The following is an 18825-nucleotide window of genomic DNA, read 5'->3' on the forward strand; positions in this document are numbered from 1 at the left end:
CGCCGCCCCCCCCCCCCCCCCCCCCGCGACGATGGGGTCGCTCTCCCGCCCTCTCCCCCCCCCCCCCCCCCCCCCCCCCCCCCCCCCCCCCCCCCGGACCCGGTGTCGCTGGAGCGGCGGGCGCGGGCCCGCCGTCTGATCTTCCGGGTCGGTGGGTGGCGTGCGGGCGGGCGTCATGGACACCGCGCCCGTCCGTCACCAGGTCGGTCAGGTCAGGGCCCTCAGGCGAGACCGGCGACCAGGTCCGCGACCGACTTGCGCCGGCCGGTGTAGAACGGGACCTCTTCCCGTACGTGCATCCGCGCCTCGGAGGCGCGCAGGTGACGCATCAGGTCGACGATCCGGTACAGCTCGTCCGCCTCGAAGGCGAGGATCCACTCGTAGTCGCCCAGCGAGAACGACGCGACCGTGTTGGCCCGCACGTCCGGGAAGCCGCGGGCCATCTTGCCGTGGTCGGCGAGCATCCGGCGCCGGTCCTCGTCGGGCAGGAGGTACCAGTCGTAGGAGCGCACGAAGGGGTACACCGAGACGTAGTCGCGCGGCGTCTCGTCGGCGAGGAACGCCGGGATGTGCGACCGGTTGAACTCGGCGGGGCGGTGCAGCGCCATGTTCGACCACACCGGCTCCAGCGCGCGGCCCAGCCGGGTGCGGCGGAAGAGGTTGTACGCCTCCTGGAGCGCGTCCGAGGTCTCGGCGTGCCACCAGATCATCAGGTCGGCGTCGGCGCGCAGACCGGACACGTCGTACGTGCCGCGGACGGTGACGTCCTTGGCGGCGAGCTGGTCGAACAGCTCCTGGACCTCGTCGGCGTGACCGGCCCGGTCCTCGGGCAGGACGTCGCGCAGCTTGAAGACGGACCACAGGGTGTAGCGGATGACCTCGTTGAGGTCCTTCGCCTTCTTACCGGCGTTCGGGATCTTTTCGGGCGCACTCATAGGGCTATTCTCGCTCGTCACTCAGGGTGCCTCGCGCCAGGGTCGGCGTGGCGAGGATCTCGTCGGCCGCACGCCGTGCGCTCGCGATGGTGGCGGGGATGCCCACGCCGTCGTAGGCGGCTCCGCACACCCGCAGACCGGGCAGTTTCGCGACGGCGGCACGGATGCGGGCGACCCGGGCGAGGTGTCCGACCGGATACTGGGGCAGGCCGCCGATCCAGCGGGTGACCTCGGTGGCGACGGGCCGGGCGGTCAGCCCGGTGGCGTCGGCGAGGTCCTTCAGGGACGCGGAGACGAGGTCGGCGTCGTCGCGGTGCAGGTGCTCCTCCTCGCCGTACCGGCCGACTGAGGTGCGCAGCACGACGAGGTCACCCGCGCCCTCGTCGGTCCACTTCCACTTCCGCGTGGAGAAGGTGGACGCCTTGATGGTGCGGCCGTCGACCGGCGGGACGAGGAAGCCGGAGCCCGCGGGCAGCGCCCCGTCGGCCTCGGTGCGCCGGAAGGCGAGGGTGACCAGGGCCATGGAGGCGTACTGGACGGCGGCCAGTTCGGCGGCGGCGGCCGGGGACTCGGCGGCGAGCAGCTCGGAGGCGGACCAGGCAGGGGTCGCGACGATCACGGCGCCGGCGCGCAGGACGCGTCCGCCGGTGCGGATGTTCCAGCCTCCCGCGGCCGCCCGGGTGAGGGCGTGGACGGGCGTGTCGGTGAGGATCTCGCCGCCCCGCGCGGTGACGGCGCCGGCGACCGCGCCGGGCAGGGTGCCGATGCCACCCGCGATGCCCATGAAGGCGGGCCCGGTCTGCTGCCCGCCCGCCCGCTGGAGGGCGCGGACGGCCCCGGTGAGGGTGGGGTGGGCGCGGGCGGCCTCGAAGAGCTTCGGTACGGCGGCGCGCATCGAGATGGCGTAGGCGTCGCCCGCGTACACCCCGCCGAGCAGCGGTTCCACCAACCGGTCGACGACCTCGCGGCCGAGGCGGTCGGCGACGTAGCGGCCGACGGCGATGTCGTCGCCGAGGGCGGCGGGGTCGGCGGGCGGCAGGTCCCTCTCGTGCTCGACGCGGGCGAGGCCCTCGGGGGACAGCAGCCCGGCGAGGGCGGCCGCGTCACCGGGAACGCCCATGACGTGTCCCTTGGGCATCGGCCGGAGCGCGTCGCGGGTCCAGACGGCGGCGGTCGCGGTGGCCGGGGGCTGGAGGCGGTCGCCGAGGCCGACGGCGCGGGCGAGGTCGGTCGCCTCCGGGCGGCGGGCGAGCATCGACTCGGCGCCGAGGTCGACGGGGGCGCCCGCGATCTCGCCCGCGTGGAGCTTGCCGCCGAGCCGGGTGGTGGCCTCCAGCACGGTCACACGCCGCCCGGCGGTGACCAGCCGGTGGGCAGCGGCGAGGCCCGCGATGCCGCCGCCGATGACGACGACGTGGCCGCTTGTGGAGGTGTCGCCTGAGTCCGCGTTCATGTTCCCACTCTCTCAAACGCCGTTCCGAGTCCCGACCGTGACCGGTTCGTGAGCCGGGGACCGGCAACCGGCCCGCTCCCCCGTACGTCCAACGGGCACACCGTCGCAGGGGAATCGGGGGGATCGTGCGCGTATCCGGTCACGGGCTCGCGGCCGTCCTGCTCACCGCCTCGCTCGCGCTCGCCGGGTGCGGCGCGTCGGACGACGGCGGGGGCGCCGGGAGCGACAGGGCCGCCGGCGGCGCCAAGGCGGATCAGGGGTTCACGGCGGGCGGGCCCGCGGCGGGCGCGGAGGCGAGTCCGGCGGCCACGGCGCCGCCTGCGCGGGGGCAGTGGCAACAGCACGTGATCCGTACCGCGGTGCTGACCGTCGAGGTCCGGGACGCCACGAAGGCGCTGGCGAGGGCCCGTGCGGTCACGGAGGCCGCGGGCGGTCACGTCGCCGACGAGACGACCGGGCGCGTCGACGACGACCACGTGACCTCGCAGCTCGTGCTGCGCGTGCCGCAGGCCGCGTACGACGCGACCCTGCGGGAGCTCGCGGGCGCCGGGAAGCTGCTCTCGCGCACGGCGCGGGCCAAGGACGTCACCGACCAGGTGGTCGACGTGGAGAGCCGGATCGCCACCCAGCGGGCGAGCGTCGCCCGGGTGCGGGAGCTGATGGACGAGGCGACGAAGCTGAGCGACGTGGTGGCCCTGGAGGGGCAGTTGAGCACACGGCAGGCGGACCTGGAGTCGCTGCTGGCCCAGCGGGCGGCGCTGAGGGACCGTACGGCGATGGCCACGATCACGCTGCACCTCAGTGAGCGGGAGGAGCCCGCTGGGGACGGGGACGACGGCGGCCCGGGGTTCGTGGACGCGCTGAGCGGCGGCTGGAACGCGCTGGTGACGACCGGGAAGTGGGCCGGGATCGTGCTGCTGGCGGTGGCACCGTGGGCGGTGGTGCTCCTCGCCGGGTACGCCGGGTGGCGGTGGTCGGCCCGGTGGCGGCCGGGCCGGCGGCGGTCGGCGGAACGGCCGGATGCGGAGGGCTCCTCGTCGTAGCGTGTTCCGCATGAACCAGCTGGGACGAGAACGACTGTTGATCATCGGTGGGGACGCGGCCGGGATGTCCGCCGCGTCCCAGGCACGCCGGCTGAAGGGCCCGGACGAGCTGGAGATCGTCGCGTTCGAGCGGGGGCACTTCACCTCGTACTCGGCGTGCGGGATCCCCTACTGGGTCGGTGGCGACGTCGACGGGCCGGACCGGCTCGTCGCCCGCACCCCGCGGGAGCACCGGGAGCGCGGCATCGACCTGCGGCTGCGGACGGAGGTGACCGGGCTCGACGTGGACCGGGGCCGGGTGCGCGTACGTGACGTGGAGTCGGGCGCCGAGTCGTGGGAGGGCTACGACAAGCTGGTGGTCGCCACCGGCGCCCGGCCGGTGCGGCCCCCGCTGCCGGGTGTCGACGCGGCGGGCGTGCACGGGGTGCAGACGCTGGACGACGGACAGGCCCTGCTGGACACGCTGACCGGGCTGAACGGCACGCCGGGGCGGCGCGCGGTGGTGGTGGGCGCCGGGTACATCGGGGTGGAGATGGCGGAGGCGCTGCTCACCCGGGGGTACGAGGTGACCGTCCTCAACCGGGGCGAGCAGCCGATGTCCACGCTGGACCCGGACATGGGGCGGCTGGTGCGGGAGGCGATGGACGGCCTCGGCATCACCACGGTCGCCGGCGCGGACGTCACCAAGTTCCTGACCGGCGACGACGGGCGGGTGCGGGCGGTGGCGACGGACGACGCCGAGTACCCGGCGGACGTCGTCGTGCTGGGTATGGGCGTGGCACCCGAGACGACCCTGGCGCGGGAGGCCGGGCTGCCGCTCGGCGCGTACGGCGGGCTGCTCACCGACCTGTCGATGCGGGTGCGCGGACGCGAGGAGATCTGGGCGGGCGGCGACTGCGTCGAGGTGCTGGACCTGGTCTCGGGCCGTGAGCGGCACATACCGCTGGGCACCCACGCCAACAAGCACGGCCAGGTCATCGGCTCCAACGTGGCCGGCGGGTACGGCACGTTCCCGGGCGTCGTCGGCACGGCGGTCAGCAAGGTGTGCTCGCTGGAGATCGCCCGCACGGGGCTGCGCGAGAAGGACGCGGCGGCGGTGGGGCTGCGGTTCGTGACGGTGACGGTCGAGTCGACCAGCCGGGCCGGGTACTACCCGGGGGCGGCGCCGATGACGGTCAAGATGCTCGCCGAGCGCCGTACGGGCCGGCTGCTGGGGTGCCAGATCGTGGGCCGCGAGGGCGCGGCGAAGCGGGTGGACATCGCGGCGGTGGCGCTCACGGCCGGGATGACGGTCGAGCAGATCGCGGCCCTGGACCTGGGGTACGCCCCGCCGTTCTCCCCGGTCTGGGACCCGGTGCAGGTCGCCGCCCGCAAGGCCGTGGCGGCGGTGCGGAAAGCCGGCGCGTGACGGGGCCGGAGCGGCGCGGTACCGGCCCGGGGGCGCGAGCCGGGGACGGGCGGGGCGGTGGTGGGCGGGCCCTCGCCCACCACCGCGGCCGGCCGCGGAAGCGTCAGCGGGCGGTGTGCGTGTGGACGTGCTCGACCAGGCGGGTCAGGGCGTCCGGGTCGGTGGTCGGCAGGACGCCGTGGCCGAGGTTGAAGACGTGCCCCTCCAGCCCGGCGGCGGCGTCCAGGACCTCGCGGGTCTTGGTCTCGACCGCCTCACGGCTGGAGAAGAGGACGGCCGGGTCGAGATTGCCCTGGAGGGCCTTGCCCGGGCCGACGCGGCGGGCAGCCTCGTCCAGCGGGACGCGCCAGTCGACACCGACGACGTCGGCGCCCGCCTCGCCCATGAGGCCGAGGAGCTCGCCGGTCCCGACGCCGAAGTGGATGCGCGGCACGCCGTACCCCTCGACCGCGCGGAACACCTTCGCGGAGGCGGGCATGACCGAGCGCCGGTAGTCGGCGGGGGCGAGGGCGCCGACCCAGGAGTCGAAGAGCTGGACCGCGGAGGCGCCGGCCTCGATCTGCACCTTGAGGAACGCGGCGGTGATGTCGGCGAGGCGGTCCAGCAACTCGGCCCACAGCTCGGGGTCGCCGTACATGAGGGCCTTGGTGTGCTCGTGGTTGCGCGACGGGCCGCCCTCGACGAGGTAGCTCGCCAGGGTGAAGGGCGCGCCCGCGAAGCCGATGAGCGGCGTGGTACCGAGCTCGCCGGTGAGCATCCCGATGGCCTCGGTGACGTACCGGACGTCGTCGGGAGTGAGGGCGCGCAGCCGGTCGAGGTCCGCCCGGCGGCGGATCGGCTCGGCGACGACGGGGCCGACGCCCGGCTTGATGTCGAGGTCGATGCCGATGGCCTTGAGGGGGACGACGATGTCGCTGAAGAAGATCGCGGCGTCGACCTTGTGCCGCCGTACCGGCTGGAGGGTGATCTCCGTGACCAGCTCGGGCCGCATGCACGACTCCAGCATCGGAATGCCTTCGCGCACCTTCAGGTACTCGGGCAGCGACCGTCCCGCCTGCCGCATGAACCACACCGGGGTGTGCGGCACGGGCTCGCGCCTGCACGCCTTCAGGAACGCGGAGTCGTAGGTCTTCGTCTGCTGGCCCGAAGGGCTGTCAATGGCACTCACGCCCAGAATCTTCGCACGTACGGCCAAGCGGCTGGCGTGCTGCGGGTGTCTCTCCCCGCGCGGGGCCGCCCTTCCGCCTACTCTTCCCCGCATGGCTGCGGCTCAGGGACAGTTCTCCGATCACTCCGACGACGCCGAGGGAACGACCGACAGGGAGGGTACGTCCGTCCCGCCCGCCTTCCGGCTGGCGGTGGAGGGGCTGCGCGGGGCGCGGTTGCGGCCGGAGATCGAGGTCGATCCGTCCAAGCCCCCGCAGCGGCTCGCGCCGTACGCGTACGCCCTGGAGGCGGCGGTCGTCGAGGACGACGAGGACCTGGCGGACGGCCGGCTGGTGCTGCTGCACGACCCGGCCGGCCACGAGGCGTGGCAGGGCACGTTCCGGCTGGTGACGCTGGTGCGCGCGGAGCTGGAGCCGGAGATGGCGGCCGACCCGCTGCTGCCCGAGGTGTCCTGGTCGTGGCTGACGGGCGCGCTGGAGGCGCGGGGTCTGCCGTTCGAGGAGGCTTCGGGCACCGTCACCCGTGCGGGGTCTCACTACTTCGGTGGACTCGCGGACCGCCGCCCGGCGACGCAGATCGAGATCCGGGCGTCCTGGACGCCGCGCGAGGGCCGGGGCGGGGTGCCCGACACGGCGGCGCACCTGGCGGCGTGGTGCGACCTGCTCTGCCAGATCGCGGGCCTTCCGCCGTCCGTCGCGGGGCCGCTGGACCCGGGCTCGGCGGCCGTCGTGTCCCTCCCCCAGCGGCGGGGCCCGCAGCACCCGTAGGGCCTGCCGCCCGACAGTTCCGTCGTCCCGCGCCCGGAACAGCCCCGCCGCGTGTCCCTCTTCGCGGCGGCTCAGGGGTCCGGGCCCACCGGCCGGCAGCACCGGCGCGCGCCGGCCGAGGGCGCGGCGGCATCCCGTAGGCTGCACGCCCTCGTGCCGGGCCGGGGTGTCGTTCCCCCACCCGAACCAGCGCCCGGGGGCGCGTCCCGACGATCACGACGAGCGCCCCGCGCGGGACGGGGCGCTCGTAGGATGATCGATCGCCCGTCCGAATTGCCCTAATTGTTACTCACTAAATCGTGATCTTCCCCTAAAGGCGGGCGCCAGGGCTGCCGAAGAGGTTTGTGACCCTTCAAACACGGTTCGCCCCGGCTTCTTCCCCGAGCCGGCTGTGTCCCGCACCTTCCCAGGAGGCCTGGTGTCCGTTCTCCTCGAGCAGCCCGCAAGCCTGGTCGCCTACCGCCCGAACAAGCCGACGGCCATGGTCGTCGTGGCCGACCCGCGCGTCCGCTCCACCGTCACCCGCCACCTGTGGGCCCTCGGAGTGCGTGACGTCATCGAGGCGTCGTCCATCGCGGAGGCCCGTCCCCGCGTCGGCAGCCCGCGCGACATCTGCGTTGCCGACGTCCACCTGCCCGATGGCTCCGGGCTCACCCTGCTGTCCGAGACCCGTGCCGCCGGCTGGCCCAACGGGCTCGCCCTTTCGGCGGCCGACGACATCGGCGCCGTACGCAACGCCCTCGCCGGGGGCGTCAAGGGCTACGTCGTCACCGGCACCCGCACCAACATCGGCCACCCCACCCGTCCCGGCGCCGCCCCCATCGGCGCCGCGGCCGCGCGGCTCGGCCACCGCCGCCCCCCGGGCGCCCCGAGCCACCCGGGCGGCTACCGGGAGCTCTCCGGCCGCGAGGTCGAAGTGCTCCGGCTGGTCGCCGAAGGCCAGTCCAACAAGGCCATCGGCGTCTCGATGGGCCTGTCCGCACTGACCGTCAAGAGCCACCTGGCCCGCATCGCCCGGAAGCTCGGCACCGGCGACCGGGCCGGAATGGTCGCCGTGGCCCTTCGTACGGGAATCATCCACTGACCGGTTCACCCCACCCCCGCGCCCGTCGACGGAACGTTCCGTCGACGGGCGCCTGCCGTTCACGGATACCCTTGACAGGTGACCGACGCCCAAGAGACCGCAGCAGAGACAGCACTGCGCACCACCGGGGGCGGCCCTCCGGACGACGGCGTCGCAGACGGCGTGGCCGACGAGACGCCGATCCCCTTGCTGGAGCCCCGCGAGGGCATCCCGCCCGTGGTGGCCGACGAGCATGCCCTCGCCGGGGTGATCGCCGCCTTCGCGCGCGGCACCGGTCCTGTCGCCGTGGACGCCGAGCGCGCTTCCGGGTACCGCTACGGCCAGCGGGCCTACCTCGTGCAGCTGCGGCGCGAGGGTGCGGGCAGCGCGCTGATCGACCCGGTCGGCTGCCCCGACCTGTCCGGACTCGGCGAGGCGCTGGCCGGTGCCGAGTGGATCCTGCACGCCGCCACCCAGGACCTGCCGTGCCTGCGGGAAATAGGCATGGTGCCCACCCGGCTGTTCGACACCGAGCTGGCCGGCCGCCTCGCGGGGTTCCCGCGCGTCGGCCTCGGCGCGATGGTGGAGTCGGTGCTGGGGTACGCCCTGGAGAAGGGCCACTCCGCGGTGGACTGGTCCACCCGCCCGCTGCCCGAGCCCTGGCTCCGGTACGCCGCGCTGGACGTCGAGCTTCTCGTCGACCTGCGGGACGCGCTGGAGAAGGAGCTGGACCGGCAGGGCAAGCTGGAGTGGGCGCACCAGGAGTTCGCCGCGATCGCGTCCGCCCCGCCGCCCCCGCCCCGCAAGGACCCGTGGCGCCGGACCTCCGGCATGCACAAGGTCCGCCGTCGCCGCCAGATGGCGGTCGTACGGGAACTGTGGACGGCCCGCGACCGGATCGCCCAGCGGCGTGACGTGTCGCCCGGCAAGGTGCTCAGCGACGCCGCCATCGTCGAGGCCGCCCTCGCCCTGCCGCCCAACGTGCAGGCACTGACCGCGCTGCCCGGTTTCGGGCACCGCATGGGCCGCCGCCAGCTGGAGCAGTGGCAGGCGGCGGTGGACCGGGCCAAGGCGCTGCCGGACGCCGAGCTGCCGCAGCCCGGCCAGGCCGTGCAGGGCCCGCCCCCGCCGCGCGCCTGGGCGGACAAGGACCCGGCCGCCGCGGCACGGCTCTCGGCCGCCCGCTCGGCCGTCTCGGCGCTCGCCGAGTCACTGAACCTGCCGGCGGAGAACCTGATCACACCCGACACGGTGCGCCGGGTGTGCTGGGAGCCGCCCGCCGAGGTGTCGGCCGAGTCGGTGGCGGGCGCGCTCGCCGGGTACGGGGCGCGGCGGTGGCAGATCGAGCAGGTCACGCCGGCGCTGCTGACGGCGCTGACGGCGGCGAAGGACTGAGCCCGTCACCGGAAAGCCCCCGGCCGTTCGCGGCCGGGGGCTCCGGTGTCCTCGGGGGGCGGGGCAGCGGTCCGCGCCGGTGTACACGCCGAAGGCGCCCAAGGGCGTGCCGTCGGCCCTGAGGCGCTTCGGGCCGGTGCGGGCATGGCTCACCCCCGCCGCGGAAGGGCGCTTCGGGTGTGACCTTCGACGCTCCGGGCGGGGGGACTGTGCAGTCTGGTTACCCGCAAGTAGCATGGGCCGTGCAAGCGCGCGCTTAGCCGCGTGCCCGCAGCAGTGCCATCCCGCACCCTGGAGGAGAGCCATCGTGCCTCGTACCATCAGGGACGTCGTCTTCGTCGACGGCGTCCGCACCCCGTTCGGCAAGGCGGGCCCGAAGGGCATCTACCACGAGACCCGCGCCGACGATCTCGTCGTGAAGGCCATCCGGGAGCTGCTGCGCCGCAACCCCGGTCTGGACCCGGCGCGGATCGACGAGGTCGCCATCGCCGCGACCACGCAGACCGGTGACCAGGGATTGACCCTCGGCCGCACCGCCGGCATCCTGGCGGGCCTGCCGCAGTCGGTGCCCGGCTACTCCATCGACCGCATGTGCGCCGGCGCGCTGACCGCCGTCACCTCGGTCGCCGGTTCCATCGCCTTCGGCGCGTACGACGCCGTCATCGCCGGTGGCGTCGAGCACATGGGCCGCCACCCCATGGGTGAGGGCGTCGACCCCAACCCGCGGTTCGTCAGCGAGAAGCTGGTCGACGAGTCCGCCCTGTTCATGGGCATGACCGCCGAGAACCTGCACGACCGCTACCCGCACATCACCAAGCAGCGTGCCGACGAGTACGCCGTGCGCTCCCAGGAGAAGGCCGCCAAGGCGTACGCCAACGGCAAGATCCAGGCCGACCTGGTGCCGGTCTCGGTGCGCCGCACCAACGCCGAGGCCGGCGAGACCGGCTGGGGCCTGGTCACCGCCGACGAGCCGATGCGCCCGGGTACGACCCTGGAGTCGCTGGCCAACCTGAAGACGCCGTTCCGCGTCCACGGCAACGTCACCGCCGGCAACGCCGCGGGCCTCAACGACGGTGCCACCGCGTCGATCATCGCGTCCGAGGACTTCGCCCGCGAGAACGGCCTGCCGGTCAAGATGCGCCTCGTCTCGTACGCCTTCGCCGGCGTCGAGCCGGAGGTCATGGGCTACGGCCCCATCCCGGCGACCGAGAAGGCCCTGGCCAAGGCCGGTCTCTCGATCGAGGACATCAACCTCTTCGAGATCAACGAGGCCTTCGCCGTCCAGGTGCTGGCCTTCCTCGACCACTACGGCATCGCCGACGACGACGCGCGCGTCAACCAGTACGGCGGCGCCATCGCCTTCGGCCACCCGCTCGCCTCCTCCGGCGTACGTCTGATGACGCAGCTGGCGCGGCAGTTCGAGGAGCAGCCGGAGGTCCGTTACGGCCTCACCACCATGTGCGTCGGCTTCGGCATGGGCGCCACGGTCATCTGGGAGAACCCCCACTTCGACGGAGGCAGCAAGTGAGCACCACCGCTGAGCTTTTGAAGGGTGCGGCCGAGCTGTTCCCGGATGAGGTCGTCACCACCGCCCACGTACGGCACTTCGACCTGCCGTTCGGGGCGGGCCGGTTCGCGCTGATCACGCTGGACAACGGCTTCGACCACACCAAGCCGACCACCTTCGGCCCCCAGTCGCTGGCGAACCTCAACACCGCCATCGACCAGGTCGAGAAGGAGGCGGGCGAAGGCACCATCGTCGGTGCCGGCATCACCGGCAAGCCCTTCATCTTCGCCGTGGGCGCCGACCTCAAGGGCGTCGAGCTGCTGAAGCGCCACGAGGACGCGCTCGCCATCGGCAAGGGCGGCCACGACGTCTTCAAGCGGCTGTCGTCGCTGGGCGTGCCGACGTTCGCGTACTACAACGGCGCGGCGATGGGCGGCGGTGTCGAGGTCGGTCTGCACTGCACCTACCGCACCGTGTCGGCGGCCCTGCCGGCGTTCTCGCTGCCCGAGGTCTTCCTCGGCCTGGTTCCCGGCTGGGGCGGCTGCACCATCCTGCCGAACCTGATCGGCGCCGACCGCGCGGTATCGGTGATCATCGAGAACTCGCTCAACCAGAACAAGCAGCTCAAGGGCAAGCAGGTCTACGAACTCGGGATCGCCGACGCGATCTTCGAGGGCGCGGACTTCCTGGAGCAGTCGCTGCTGTGGACCGCGGCCGTCCTCAAGGGCGAGATCGTGGTCGAGCGCGCCGACGTCGACCGCGGCGAGGGCTGGGACGCGGCCGTGGCCCGCGGCCGGTTCATCGCGGACTCCAAGGTGCACGGCGCGGCCCCGGCCGCGTACCGGGCGCTGGAGATCATCGAGGCGGCCAAGGACGGCGACCTCCAGAAGGGCTTCGACGCCGAGGACACGGCGCTGGCCGACCTCATCATGGGCGGCGAACTGCGCTCCGGCATCTACGCCTTCAACCTGGTCCAGAAGCGCGCCAAGCGTCCGGCCGGCGCGCCGGACAAGAGCCTGGCCCGCCCGGTCACCAAGGTCGGTGTCGTCGGCGCCGGTCTGATGGCCTCGCAGCTGGCGCTGCTGTTCCTGCGCCGCCTGGAGGTGCCGGTCGTCCTGACGGACATCGACCAGGAGCGGGTCGACAAGGGCGTGGGCTACGTCCACGGCGAGATCGACAAGCTGCTCGGCAAGGGCCGCGTCAACCAGGACAAGGCCAACCGCCTCAAGGGCCTGGTCTCGGGCGTCCTGGACAAGGCCGAGGGCTTCGCGGACGCGGACTTCATCATCGAGGCCGTTTTCGAGGAGATGTCGGTCAAGCAGAAGGTGTTCGCGGAGGTCGAGGCGGTCGCCCCGGCGCACGCGATCCTCGCCACCAACACCTCCTCGCTGTCGGTGTCGGAGATGGCCTCGAAGCTCCAGCACCCGGAGCGGGTCGTCGGCTTCCACTTCTTCAACCCGGTCGCGATCCTCCCGCTGCTGGAGATCGTCCGCGGTGAGCAGACGGACGACGCGTCGCTGGCGACCGCGTTCGGCGTCGCGCGGAAGCTGAAGAAGACGGCCGTCCTGACGAAGGACGCCCCGGCGTTCGTCGTGAACCGCATCCTCACCCGCTTCATGGGCGAGATCCAGAACGTCATCGACGAGGGCACCCCGGTCGAGACCGCGGAGAAGGCCATCGAGCCGCTCGGTCTGCCGATGTCCCCGCTGGTGCTCCTGGAGCTGGTCGGCCCGGCGATCGGTCTGCACGTCTCGGAAACGCTGAACCGCGCCTTCCCGGACCGCTTCACCGTCTCCCCGAACCTCGCCGCCGTCGTCAAGGCCGGCAAGCGCGGCTTCTACGTCTACGACTCGGGCAAGCCCGAGCTGGACCCCGAGGTCGCGGCGCTGCTGAAGCAGGGCGACGTCGTCCTGACCGAGCAGCAGGTGCGGGACCGCGTCCTGGACGCGGTGGCGCAGGAGATCGGCCTGATGCTGGACGAGGGCGTCGTCGCGGAGGCCCAGGACATCGACCTGTGCCTCATCACGGGCGCCGGCTGGCCCTTCCACCTGGGCGGCATCACGCCGTACCTGGACCGAGAGGGCGTGTCGGAGCGCGTGAACGGCAAGCGTTTCCTGGCGCAGGGCGTGGCGAGCGTCCCGGCGTAACCCATCGCCGAGCACGCCTGACGGACGGGCCGCGGGGACTCCCCCGCGGCCCGTCCGCCGTTTCCGGCGGCGGCGGGACGCCGCGGGATGAGCCACCCGTGGGACGGCTGCCTGGGGGCCCGGGAGAGGGGACGGGGGGCGTGCCGGGGCTGCCCGTGGGGCCGGCCACCGGCTCCGCGCCCGCCGGGTCGCGCGGGCGCCCGGGCGGCGTGGGGCCGGTCAGACGTCGGCGAGGGCGGCGAGGAGGGCTTCGCCGTACTTGGCGAGCTTGTTCTCGCCCACGCCGCTCACTCCGCCCAGTTCAGCGAGGGTCGCGGGCGGGGCCGCGGCGATCTCGCGGAGGGTGGCGTCGTGGAAGATGACGTACGCGGGGACGCCCTGCTCCTTGGCGGTCGCCGCGCGCCAGGCGCGGAGCCGCTCGAACACGGGCAGCGCCTCCTCGGGCAGGTCGGCGACCGCGGCGCGCTTGGCGGAGGGGCCGGACCTGGCCGCCCGCGCGGGGCGTTCCGGTTCGCTGCGGAGCGGGACCTCGCGCCGGCCGCCGAGGACGTCGGCGGAGGTGTCGGTGAGGACGAGCGTGCCGTAGTCGCCCTCGACGGCGAGAAGGCCCTGGGCGAGCAGCTGGCGGGCCACCCCGCGCCACTGGGACTCGTTCAGCTCGGTGCCGATACCGAAGACGCTCAGGGCGTCGTGGTCGAACTGGATGACCTTCGCCGTCTTGCGGCCCAGCAGGATGTCGATGATCTGGCCCGCGCCGAACTTCTGGTTCCGCTCCCGCTTCAGCCGGACGATCGTCGACAGCAGCTTCTGCGCGGCGATCGTGCCGTCCCACGACTTCGGCGGCGACAGGCACGTGTCGCAGTTGCCGCAGGCCGTCGACTCCTGACCGAAGTACGCCAGCAGCCGCACCCGGCGGCACTCGACCGTCTCGCACAGCGCGAGCATGGCGTCGAGGTGCGCGGCGAGGCGGCGGCGGTGCTCGGCGTCGCCCTCCGAGCCGTCGATCATCTTGCGCTGCTGGACGACGTCCTGGAGCCCGTACGCCAGCCACGCCGTGGACGGCAGGCCGTCGCGCCCGGCTCGGCCGGTCTCCTGGTAGTAGCCCTCCACCGACTTCGGCAGGTCGAGGTGGGCGACGAAGCGCACGTCGGGCTTGTCGATGCCCATGCCGAAGGCGATCGTCGCGACGACGACCAGCCCGTCCTCGCGCAGGAACCGGGACTGGTTCCGGGCGCGGGTCCCCGCGTCGAGGCCCGCGTGGTACGGCACGGCCTCGACGCCGTTCTCCACCAGGAACGCCGCCGTCTTCTCGACGGACGCCCGCGAGAGGCAGTACACGATGCCCGCGTCGCCCGGGTGCTCGCCGCGGATCAGCTCCAGCAGCTGCCGCTTGGGCTCGTTCTTGGGGGCGATGCGGTACTGGATGTTGGGGCGGTCGAAGCTCGCCACGAAGTGCCGGGCGTCGCCGAGGTTCAGCCGGGCGGCGATCTCGGCGTGCGTCGCGCGGGTGGCGGTCGCCGTCAGGGCGATGCGCGGCACGTCCGGCCACCGCTCGTGGAGCGTGGACAGCTGGAGGTAGTCGGGCCGGAAGTCGTGGCCCCACTGGGCGACGCAGTGCGCCTCGTCGATGGCGAACAACGAGATGTTCCCGCGCCGCAGCAGCTGGAGCGTGGACTCGACCCGCAGCCGCTCCGGCGCCAGGTACAGCAGGTCCAGTTCACCGGCGGCGAACTCGGCCTCCACCAGCCGCCGCTCGTCCGGGCCCTGGGTGGAGTTGAGGAACCCGGCGCGCACCCCGAGCGCCCGCAGCGCGTCGACCTGGTCCTGCATGAGGGCGATCAGCGGGGAGACGACGACCCCGACGCCCGGGCGGACGAGGGCGGGGATCTGGTAGCACAGCGACTTGCCGCCGCCGGTCGGCATCAGGACCAGGGCGTCCCCGCCGCCCACCACGTGCTCGATGATCTCCCGCTGCTCGCCTCGGAAGGAGTCGTAGCCGAAGACCTTGCCCAGCACCCGCAGGGCGTCGTCGGTCTCGTGGTCCGCGTGGGGGGCGTCGCCGGGGGAGGTCATCCGGCGATTCTACGAGCGGCCGCCCCGAACGGCCCAAACGGCGGACGGGGCGGCCTGCGGTCCGCCGTGCCGGCGGTCCGGTACGCCCTACGGAGCCTTGGTGCCCAGCGGGCTCGAGCGGCGGCCCAGGCGGCTGTGGGAGCGCCCGTACACGAAGTACACGACGAGGCCCATCAGCATCCAGACGGCGAAGCGGAACCAGGTCTCGCCCGGGAGGTTGAGCATCAGCCACACCGAGGCTGCGACCGAGAGGATCGGGATGGCCGGCACCCACGGGGTGCGGAACGCGCGGTGCAGGTCGGGGCGGGTGCGGCGCAGGATGATCACGCCCAGGGCGACGACGACGAAGGCGAAGAGGGTGCCGATGTTCACCAGGGTCGCCAGCTCGTTGATGCTGGTGAAGCCGGCGATGATCGCGATGAGCACGCCGAGGAGGATGGTCGGCCGGTAGGGGGTGCGGAACCTGGGGTGCGTGATGGAGAAGAACCGCGGCAGCAGCCCGTCACGGCTCATCGCGAAGAACACCCGGGTCTGGCCGAGCAGCAGGATCAGGCAGACGGTGGTGAGGCCGACGGCGGCACCGAAACTGATGACGCCGGCGTAGAAGGGGTGCCCGGTCGCCTTGAAGGCGTCGGCCAGCGGTGCGCTCACCGAGAGCCTGCTGTAGTGCTGCATGCCGGTGACGACGAGCGAGACGGCGACGTAGAGCACGGTGCAGATGAGGAGGGAGCCGAGGATGCCGCGCGGCATGTCGCGCTGCGGCAGCTTGGTCTCCTCGGCGGCGGTGGCCACCACGTCGAAGCCGATGAAGGCGAAGAAGACGACGGAGGCGGCGGTGAAGATGCCCATGACGCCGAAGTTCGTCGGCTCGTAGCCGAAGATCGTCTGGACCAGCGGGGCGTCCCAGCCGGATGAGGCGGGCGGGGTCACGGCGTCGGGGATGAACGGCGAGTAGTTGTCCCCGACGATGAAGAACAGCCCCGCGATGATCACGATCATGACGACGGTGACCTTGATGGCCACGACCAGCGCCGTGATGTTGGCGGAGAGCTTCATGCCGAGCACCAGGATCACGGTGAGGACCAGGACCAGCAGGAAGGCGAGGATGTCGAAGGTGCCTCCCGCGACGTCCGGCCCCTGCAGCGCGGCGGGCAGGTGCCAGTCGACGTTGTCCATCAGCGACCGCACGTAGCCCGACCAGCCGACGGCGACGACCGCCGTGCCGAGGGCGAACTCCAGGACCAGGTCCCACCCGATGATCCAGGCCGGCAGCTCGCCGAGGGAGGCGTACGCGAAGGTGTACGCCGACCCGGCCACCGGCACCGTGGAGGCGAACTCGGCGTAGCAGAGCGCCGCCAGCGCGCAGACGATGCCCGCCGTGACGAAGGCCAGCGCGGTGGCGGGTCCGGCGGTCTCCTTGGCCACCTTGCCCGTGAGGACGAAGATGCCGGTGCCGATGATGACGCCGACGCCGAAGACCGTCAGGTCCCAGGCGGACAGCGACTTCTTCAGCGCGTGTTCGGGCTCCTCGGTGTCGCTGATCGATTGCTCGACGCTCTTCGTCCGGAACATCCCGGTGTCGCGTGACTGCTGGCCCATACTCACCGGCGTACCTCCGTAGCCATCGGCCTCTACCGCCCATGATCGAGAGGGGTGCGGGACGGCGCCCGCCCTGGGAGGCCCATTCACACGAAAGGACCGGCCGGAAACCCCTCGGGGTGCTCCGACCGGCCCAATGCGCGGTGTTCCGGACGACGTCAGTCGCGGGCGGCCTCGACCTGGGCCCGCTCGTACCGGCCGTCCAGCTTGGAGACCAGGCCGGTGACCTGGCGGGCGATGTCCGGGGCGGTGAGCCCGATCTCGGCCATGACCTCCTTGCGGGAGGCGTGGTCGAGGAAGCGCGGCGGGATGCCGAAGTCACGCAGCGGTACGTCGACACCGGCGTCGCGCAGCGCCTGGGCGACCGCGCAGCCGACGCCGCCGACGCGGCCGTTGTCCTCGACGGTGACCACGACGCGGTGGCGGTCGGCGAGCGGCGCCATGGCCCCGTCGACCGGCTTGACCCAGCGGGGGTCGACGACGGTGGTGGAGATGCCCTGCTTGTCGAGCAGGTCGGCGATCTCCAGGCACATGGGCGCGAGCGCGCCGACGGAGACCAGCAGCACGTCCGGCGTGTCCGTGTCCGGCTCGCGCAGGACGTCCATGCCGCCGATCCGGCCCACCGCCTCGACGGCGGGGCCGACGGCGCCCTTGGAGTAGCGCACCACGGTCGGCGCGTCGTCGACCTCGACGGCCTCGCGCAGCTGGGCGCGGACCTGGTCGGCGTCGCGCGGGGCGGCGATCCGCAGGCCGGGGACGACCTGGAGGATCGACATGTCCCACATGCCGTTGTGGGAGGCGCCGTCGGTGCCGGTGATGCCGGCCCGGTCCAGGACGAACGTCACTCCGCACCGGTGCAGGGCGACGTCCATGAGGACCTGGTCGAAGGCGCGGTTGAGGAAGGTGGCGTAGACGGCGAAGACCGGGTGGAGCCCGCCGGTGGCGAGGCCCGCCGCGGAGACGGCGCCGTGCTGCTCGGCGATGCCGACGTCGTACACCCGGTCGGGGAAGACCTTGGCGAACTTGTCCAGGCCGACCGGCTGGAGCATGGCCGCGGTGATGGCGACGATGTCCTCGCGCTCGTGACCGAGCTTCACCATCTCGTCGGCGAAGACGCCGGTCCAGTCGGCGCCGGAGCTGGAGATCGGCAGGCCGGTGTCGGGGTGGATCTTGCCGACGGCGTGGAAGCGGTCGGCCTCGTCCGCGAGGGCGGGCTGGTAGCCGCGGCCCTTCTCGGTGAGGCAGTGCACGATCACCGGTCCGCCGAACCGCTTGGCCCGGGTCAGCGCGGACTCCAGGGCCTCGATGTCGTGGCCGTCGATGGGGCCGACGTACTTCAGGCCGAGGTCCTCGAACATGCCCTGCGGCGCGATGAAGTCCTTCAGGCCCTTCTTGGCGCCGTGCAGCGTCTCGTACAGCGGCTTGCCCACGACCGGCGTGCGGTCGAGGATCTCCTTCGTACGGGCCAGGAAGCGCTCGTAGCCGTCGGTGGTGCGGAGCGTGGCGAGGTGGTTGGCGAGGCCGCCGATCGTCGGGGCGTAGGAGCGCTCGTTGTCGTTGACGACGATGACGAGCGGGCGGTCCTTGGCCTCGGCGATGTTGTTGAGCGCCTCCCAGGCCATGCCGCCGGTGAGGGCGCCGTCGCCGATGACCGCGACCACGTGATCGTCCCGGTCGAGGACCTCGTTGGCCTTGGCGAGGCCGTCGGCCCAGCCGAGGACGGTGGAGGCGTGGCTGTTCTCGATGACGTCGTGCTCGGACTCGGCACGCGCCGGGTAGCCGGACAGGCCGCCCTTCATCTTCAGCCGGGAGAAGTCCTGGCGGCCGGTGAGCAGCTTGTGGACGTAGGACTGGTGACCGGTGTCCCAGAGGATCTTGTCCTTGGGGGACTCGAAGACCCGGTGCAGGGCGATGGTCAGCTCGACCACGCCCAGGTTGGGGCCCAGGTGGCCGCCGGTCTTGGAGACGGCGTCCACCAGGAAGGACCGGATCTCCGCAGCCAGCTGGTCCAGCTGCTCCGGGGAGAGCCGGTCGAGATCGCGCGGGCCCGTGATACGGGTCAGCAGAGCCACCCGTGCCTCCTTGCGTGTTGAGCTGGTCGAGCTGCCGATTTGGTCGAGTCTAACGACCTTGGGGGAAATACGGGGCGGCCCGGCCCGTGACATGAGAAGGTCCGTGCGGGTTGGGTGAGTTGTGATGCTTACCTGGGCCCGCACGGCCTGCTCCCATCCTGCCCTGTCCGGGGTCTCTCGCGCACATTTCGGCGAG

Annotated in this window: 13 protein-coding genes; 7 read left to right on the forward strand and 6 right to left on the reverse strand. The window is 72.8% G+C overall.

The window, feature by feature from the left end; genetic code table 11:
* Window positions 1-221: 221 nt before the first annotated feature.
* Both hemQ and hemG read right to left on the reverse strand, forming a co-directional pair.
* Window positions 222-935 carry a hydrogen peroxide-dependent heme synthase gene (hemQ, locus tag AC07DW_RS15605; protein ID WP_478858188.1) on the reverse strand — a complete coding sequence of 238 codons (714 nt, stop codon included), beginning with the start codon at window positions 933-935 and terminating at the stop codon, window positions 222-224.
* Window positions 936-939: 4 nt separating this feature from the next.
* Window positions 940-2388 carry a protoporphyrinogen oxidase gene (hemG, locus tag AC07DW_RS15610; RefSeq protein ID WP_478858189.1) on the reverse strand — a complete coding sequence of 483 codons (1449 nt, stop codon included), beginning with the start codon at window positions 2386-2388 and terminating at the stop codon, window positions 940-942.
* A 125-nt stretch (window positions 2389-2513) separates the two neighbouring features.
* On the opposite strand from hemG, the gene AC07DW_RS15615 reads away from it, so the two are divergent.
* Both AC07DW_RS15615 and AC07DW_RS15620 read left to right on the forward strand, forming a co-directional pair.
* Window positions 2514-3431 carry a DUF4349 domain-containing protein gene (locus AC07DW_RS15615; RefSeq protein WP_478858190.1) on the forward strand — a complete coding sequence of 306 codons (918 nt, stop codon included), beginning with the start codon at window positions 2514-2516 and terminating at the stop codon, window positions 3429-3431.
* A gap of 10 nt (window positions 3432-3441) precedes the next feature.
* The gene (locus AC07DW_RS15620; protein ID WP_478858191.1) at window positions 3442-4839 is read left to right on the forward strand and encodes an FAD-dependent oxidoreductase; all 1398 of its coding nucleotides are present in this window, start codon (window positions 3442-3444) and stop codon (window positions 4837-4839) included.
* Between the two features lie 103 nt (window positions 4840-4942).
* Here AC07DW_RS15620 and hemE read toward each other — a convergent pair whose 3' ends face one another.
* Window positions 4943-6007 (reverse strand): uroporphyrinogen decarboxylase, encoded by a 1065-nt coding sequence (gene hemE / locus AC07DW_RS15625; RefSeq protein WP_478858192.1) that lies wholly within the window; start codon window positions 6005-6007, stop codon window positions 4943-4945.
* 91 nt (window positions 6008-6098) lie between these two features.
* On the opposite strand from hemE, the gene AC07DW_RS15630 reads away from it, so the two are divergent.
* The 5 genes from AC07DW_RS15630 to AC07DW_RS15650 all read left to right on the forward strand — a co-directional run bounded on the left by AC07DW_RS15630 (window position 6099) and on the right by AC07DW_RS15650 (window position 12885).
* Complete coding sequence (locus tag AC07DW_RS15630) at window positions 6099-6773, forward strand: DUF3000 domain-containing protein (RefSeq protein WP_478858193.1); 675 nt, start codon at window positions 6099-6101, stop codon at window positions 6771-6773.
* A 418-nt stretch (window positions 6774-7191) separates the two neighbouring features.
* Entirely contained in the window at window positions 7192-7857 is a 666-nt protein-coding gene (locus tag AC07DW_RS15635; RefSeq protein ID WP_064068756.1) for a response regulator transcription factor, read from the forward strand.
* A gap of 78 nt (window positions 7858-7935) precedes the next feature.
* Window positions 7936-9231, forward strand: a complete 1296-nt coding sequence (locus AC07DW_RS15640) for an HRDC domain-containing protein (protein WP_478858194.1) — start codon at window positions 7936-7938, stop codon at window positions 9229-9231.
* 307 nt (window positions 9232-9538) lie between these two features.
* Window positions 9539-10759, forward strand: coding sequence for a thiolase family protein (locus AC07DW_RS15645; RefSeq protein ID WP_478858195.1), 1221 nt, complete (start codon window positions 9539-9541; stop codon window positions 10757-10759).
* Window positions 10756-12885 (forward strand): 3-hydroxyacyl-CoA dehydrogenase NAD-binding domain-containing protein, encoded by a 2130-nt coding sequence (locus AC07DW_RS15650; protein ID WP_478858196.1) that lies wholly within the window; start codon window positions 10756-10758, stop codon window positions 12883-12885. The genes AC07DW_RS15645 and AC07DW_RS15650 overlap by 4 nt, the downstream gene beginning before the upstream one ends.
* A gap of 219 nt (window positions 12886-13104) precedes the next feature.
* Here AC07DW_RS15650 and recQ read toward each other — a convergent pair whose 3' ends face one another.
* The 3 genes from recQ to dxs all read right to left on the reverse strand — a co-directional run bounded on the left by recQ (window position 13105) and on the right by dxs (window position 18629).
* The gene (gene recQ, locus AC07DW_RS15655) at window positions 13105-14958 is read right to left on the reverse strand and encodes a DNA helicase RecQ (protein WP_478858197.1); all 1854 of its coding nucleotides are present in this window, start codon (window positions 14956-14958) and stop codon (window positions 13105-13107) included.
* A gap of 87 nt (window positions 14959-15045) precedes the next feature.
* Window positions 15046-16557 (reverse strand): amino acid permease, encoded by a 1512-nt coding sequence (locus tag AC07DW_RS15660; protein ID WP_478858198.1) that lies wholly within the window; start codon window positions 16555-16557, stop codon window positions 15046-15048.
* Window positions 16558-16715: 158 nt separating this feature from the next.
* Window positions 16716-18629 (reverse strand): 1-deoxy-D-xylulose-5-phosphate synthase, encoded by a 1914-nt coding sequence (gene dxs, locus AC07DW_RS15665; protein WP_478858199.1) that lies wholly within the window; start codon window positions 18627-18629, stop codon window positions 16716-16718.
* Window positions 18630-18825 lie beyond the last annotated feature (196 nt).

The organism is Streptomyces sp. NPDC045701, assembly GCF_056432045.1.

Coding starts and splice junctions, on each gene's coding strand:
- hemG (WP_478858189.1), bottom strand. CDS start 2,388: ATGAACGCGGACTCAGGCGACACCTCCACAAGCGGCCACGTCGTCGTC.
- AC07DW_RS15660 (WP_478858198.1), bottom strand. CDS start 16,557: ATGGGCCAGCAGTCACGCGACACCGGGATGTTCCGGACGAAGAGCGTC.
- AC07DW_RS15630 (WP_478858193.1), top strand. CDS start 6,099: ATGGCTGCGGCTCAGGGACAGTTCTCCGATCACTCCGACGACGCCGAG.
- recQ (WP_478858197.1), bottom strand. CDS start 14,958: ATGACCTCCCCCGGCGACGCCCCCCACGCGGACCACGAGACCGACGAC.
- AC07DW_RS15620 (WP_478858191.1), top strand. CDS start 3,442: ATGAACCAGCTGGGACGAGAACGACTGTTGATCATCGGTGGGGACGCG.
- hemQ (WP_478858188.1), bottom strand. CDS start 935: ATGAGTGCGCCCGAAAAGATCCCGAACGCCGGTAAGAAGGCGAAGGAC.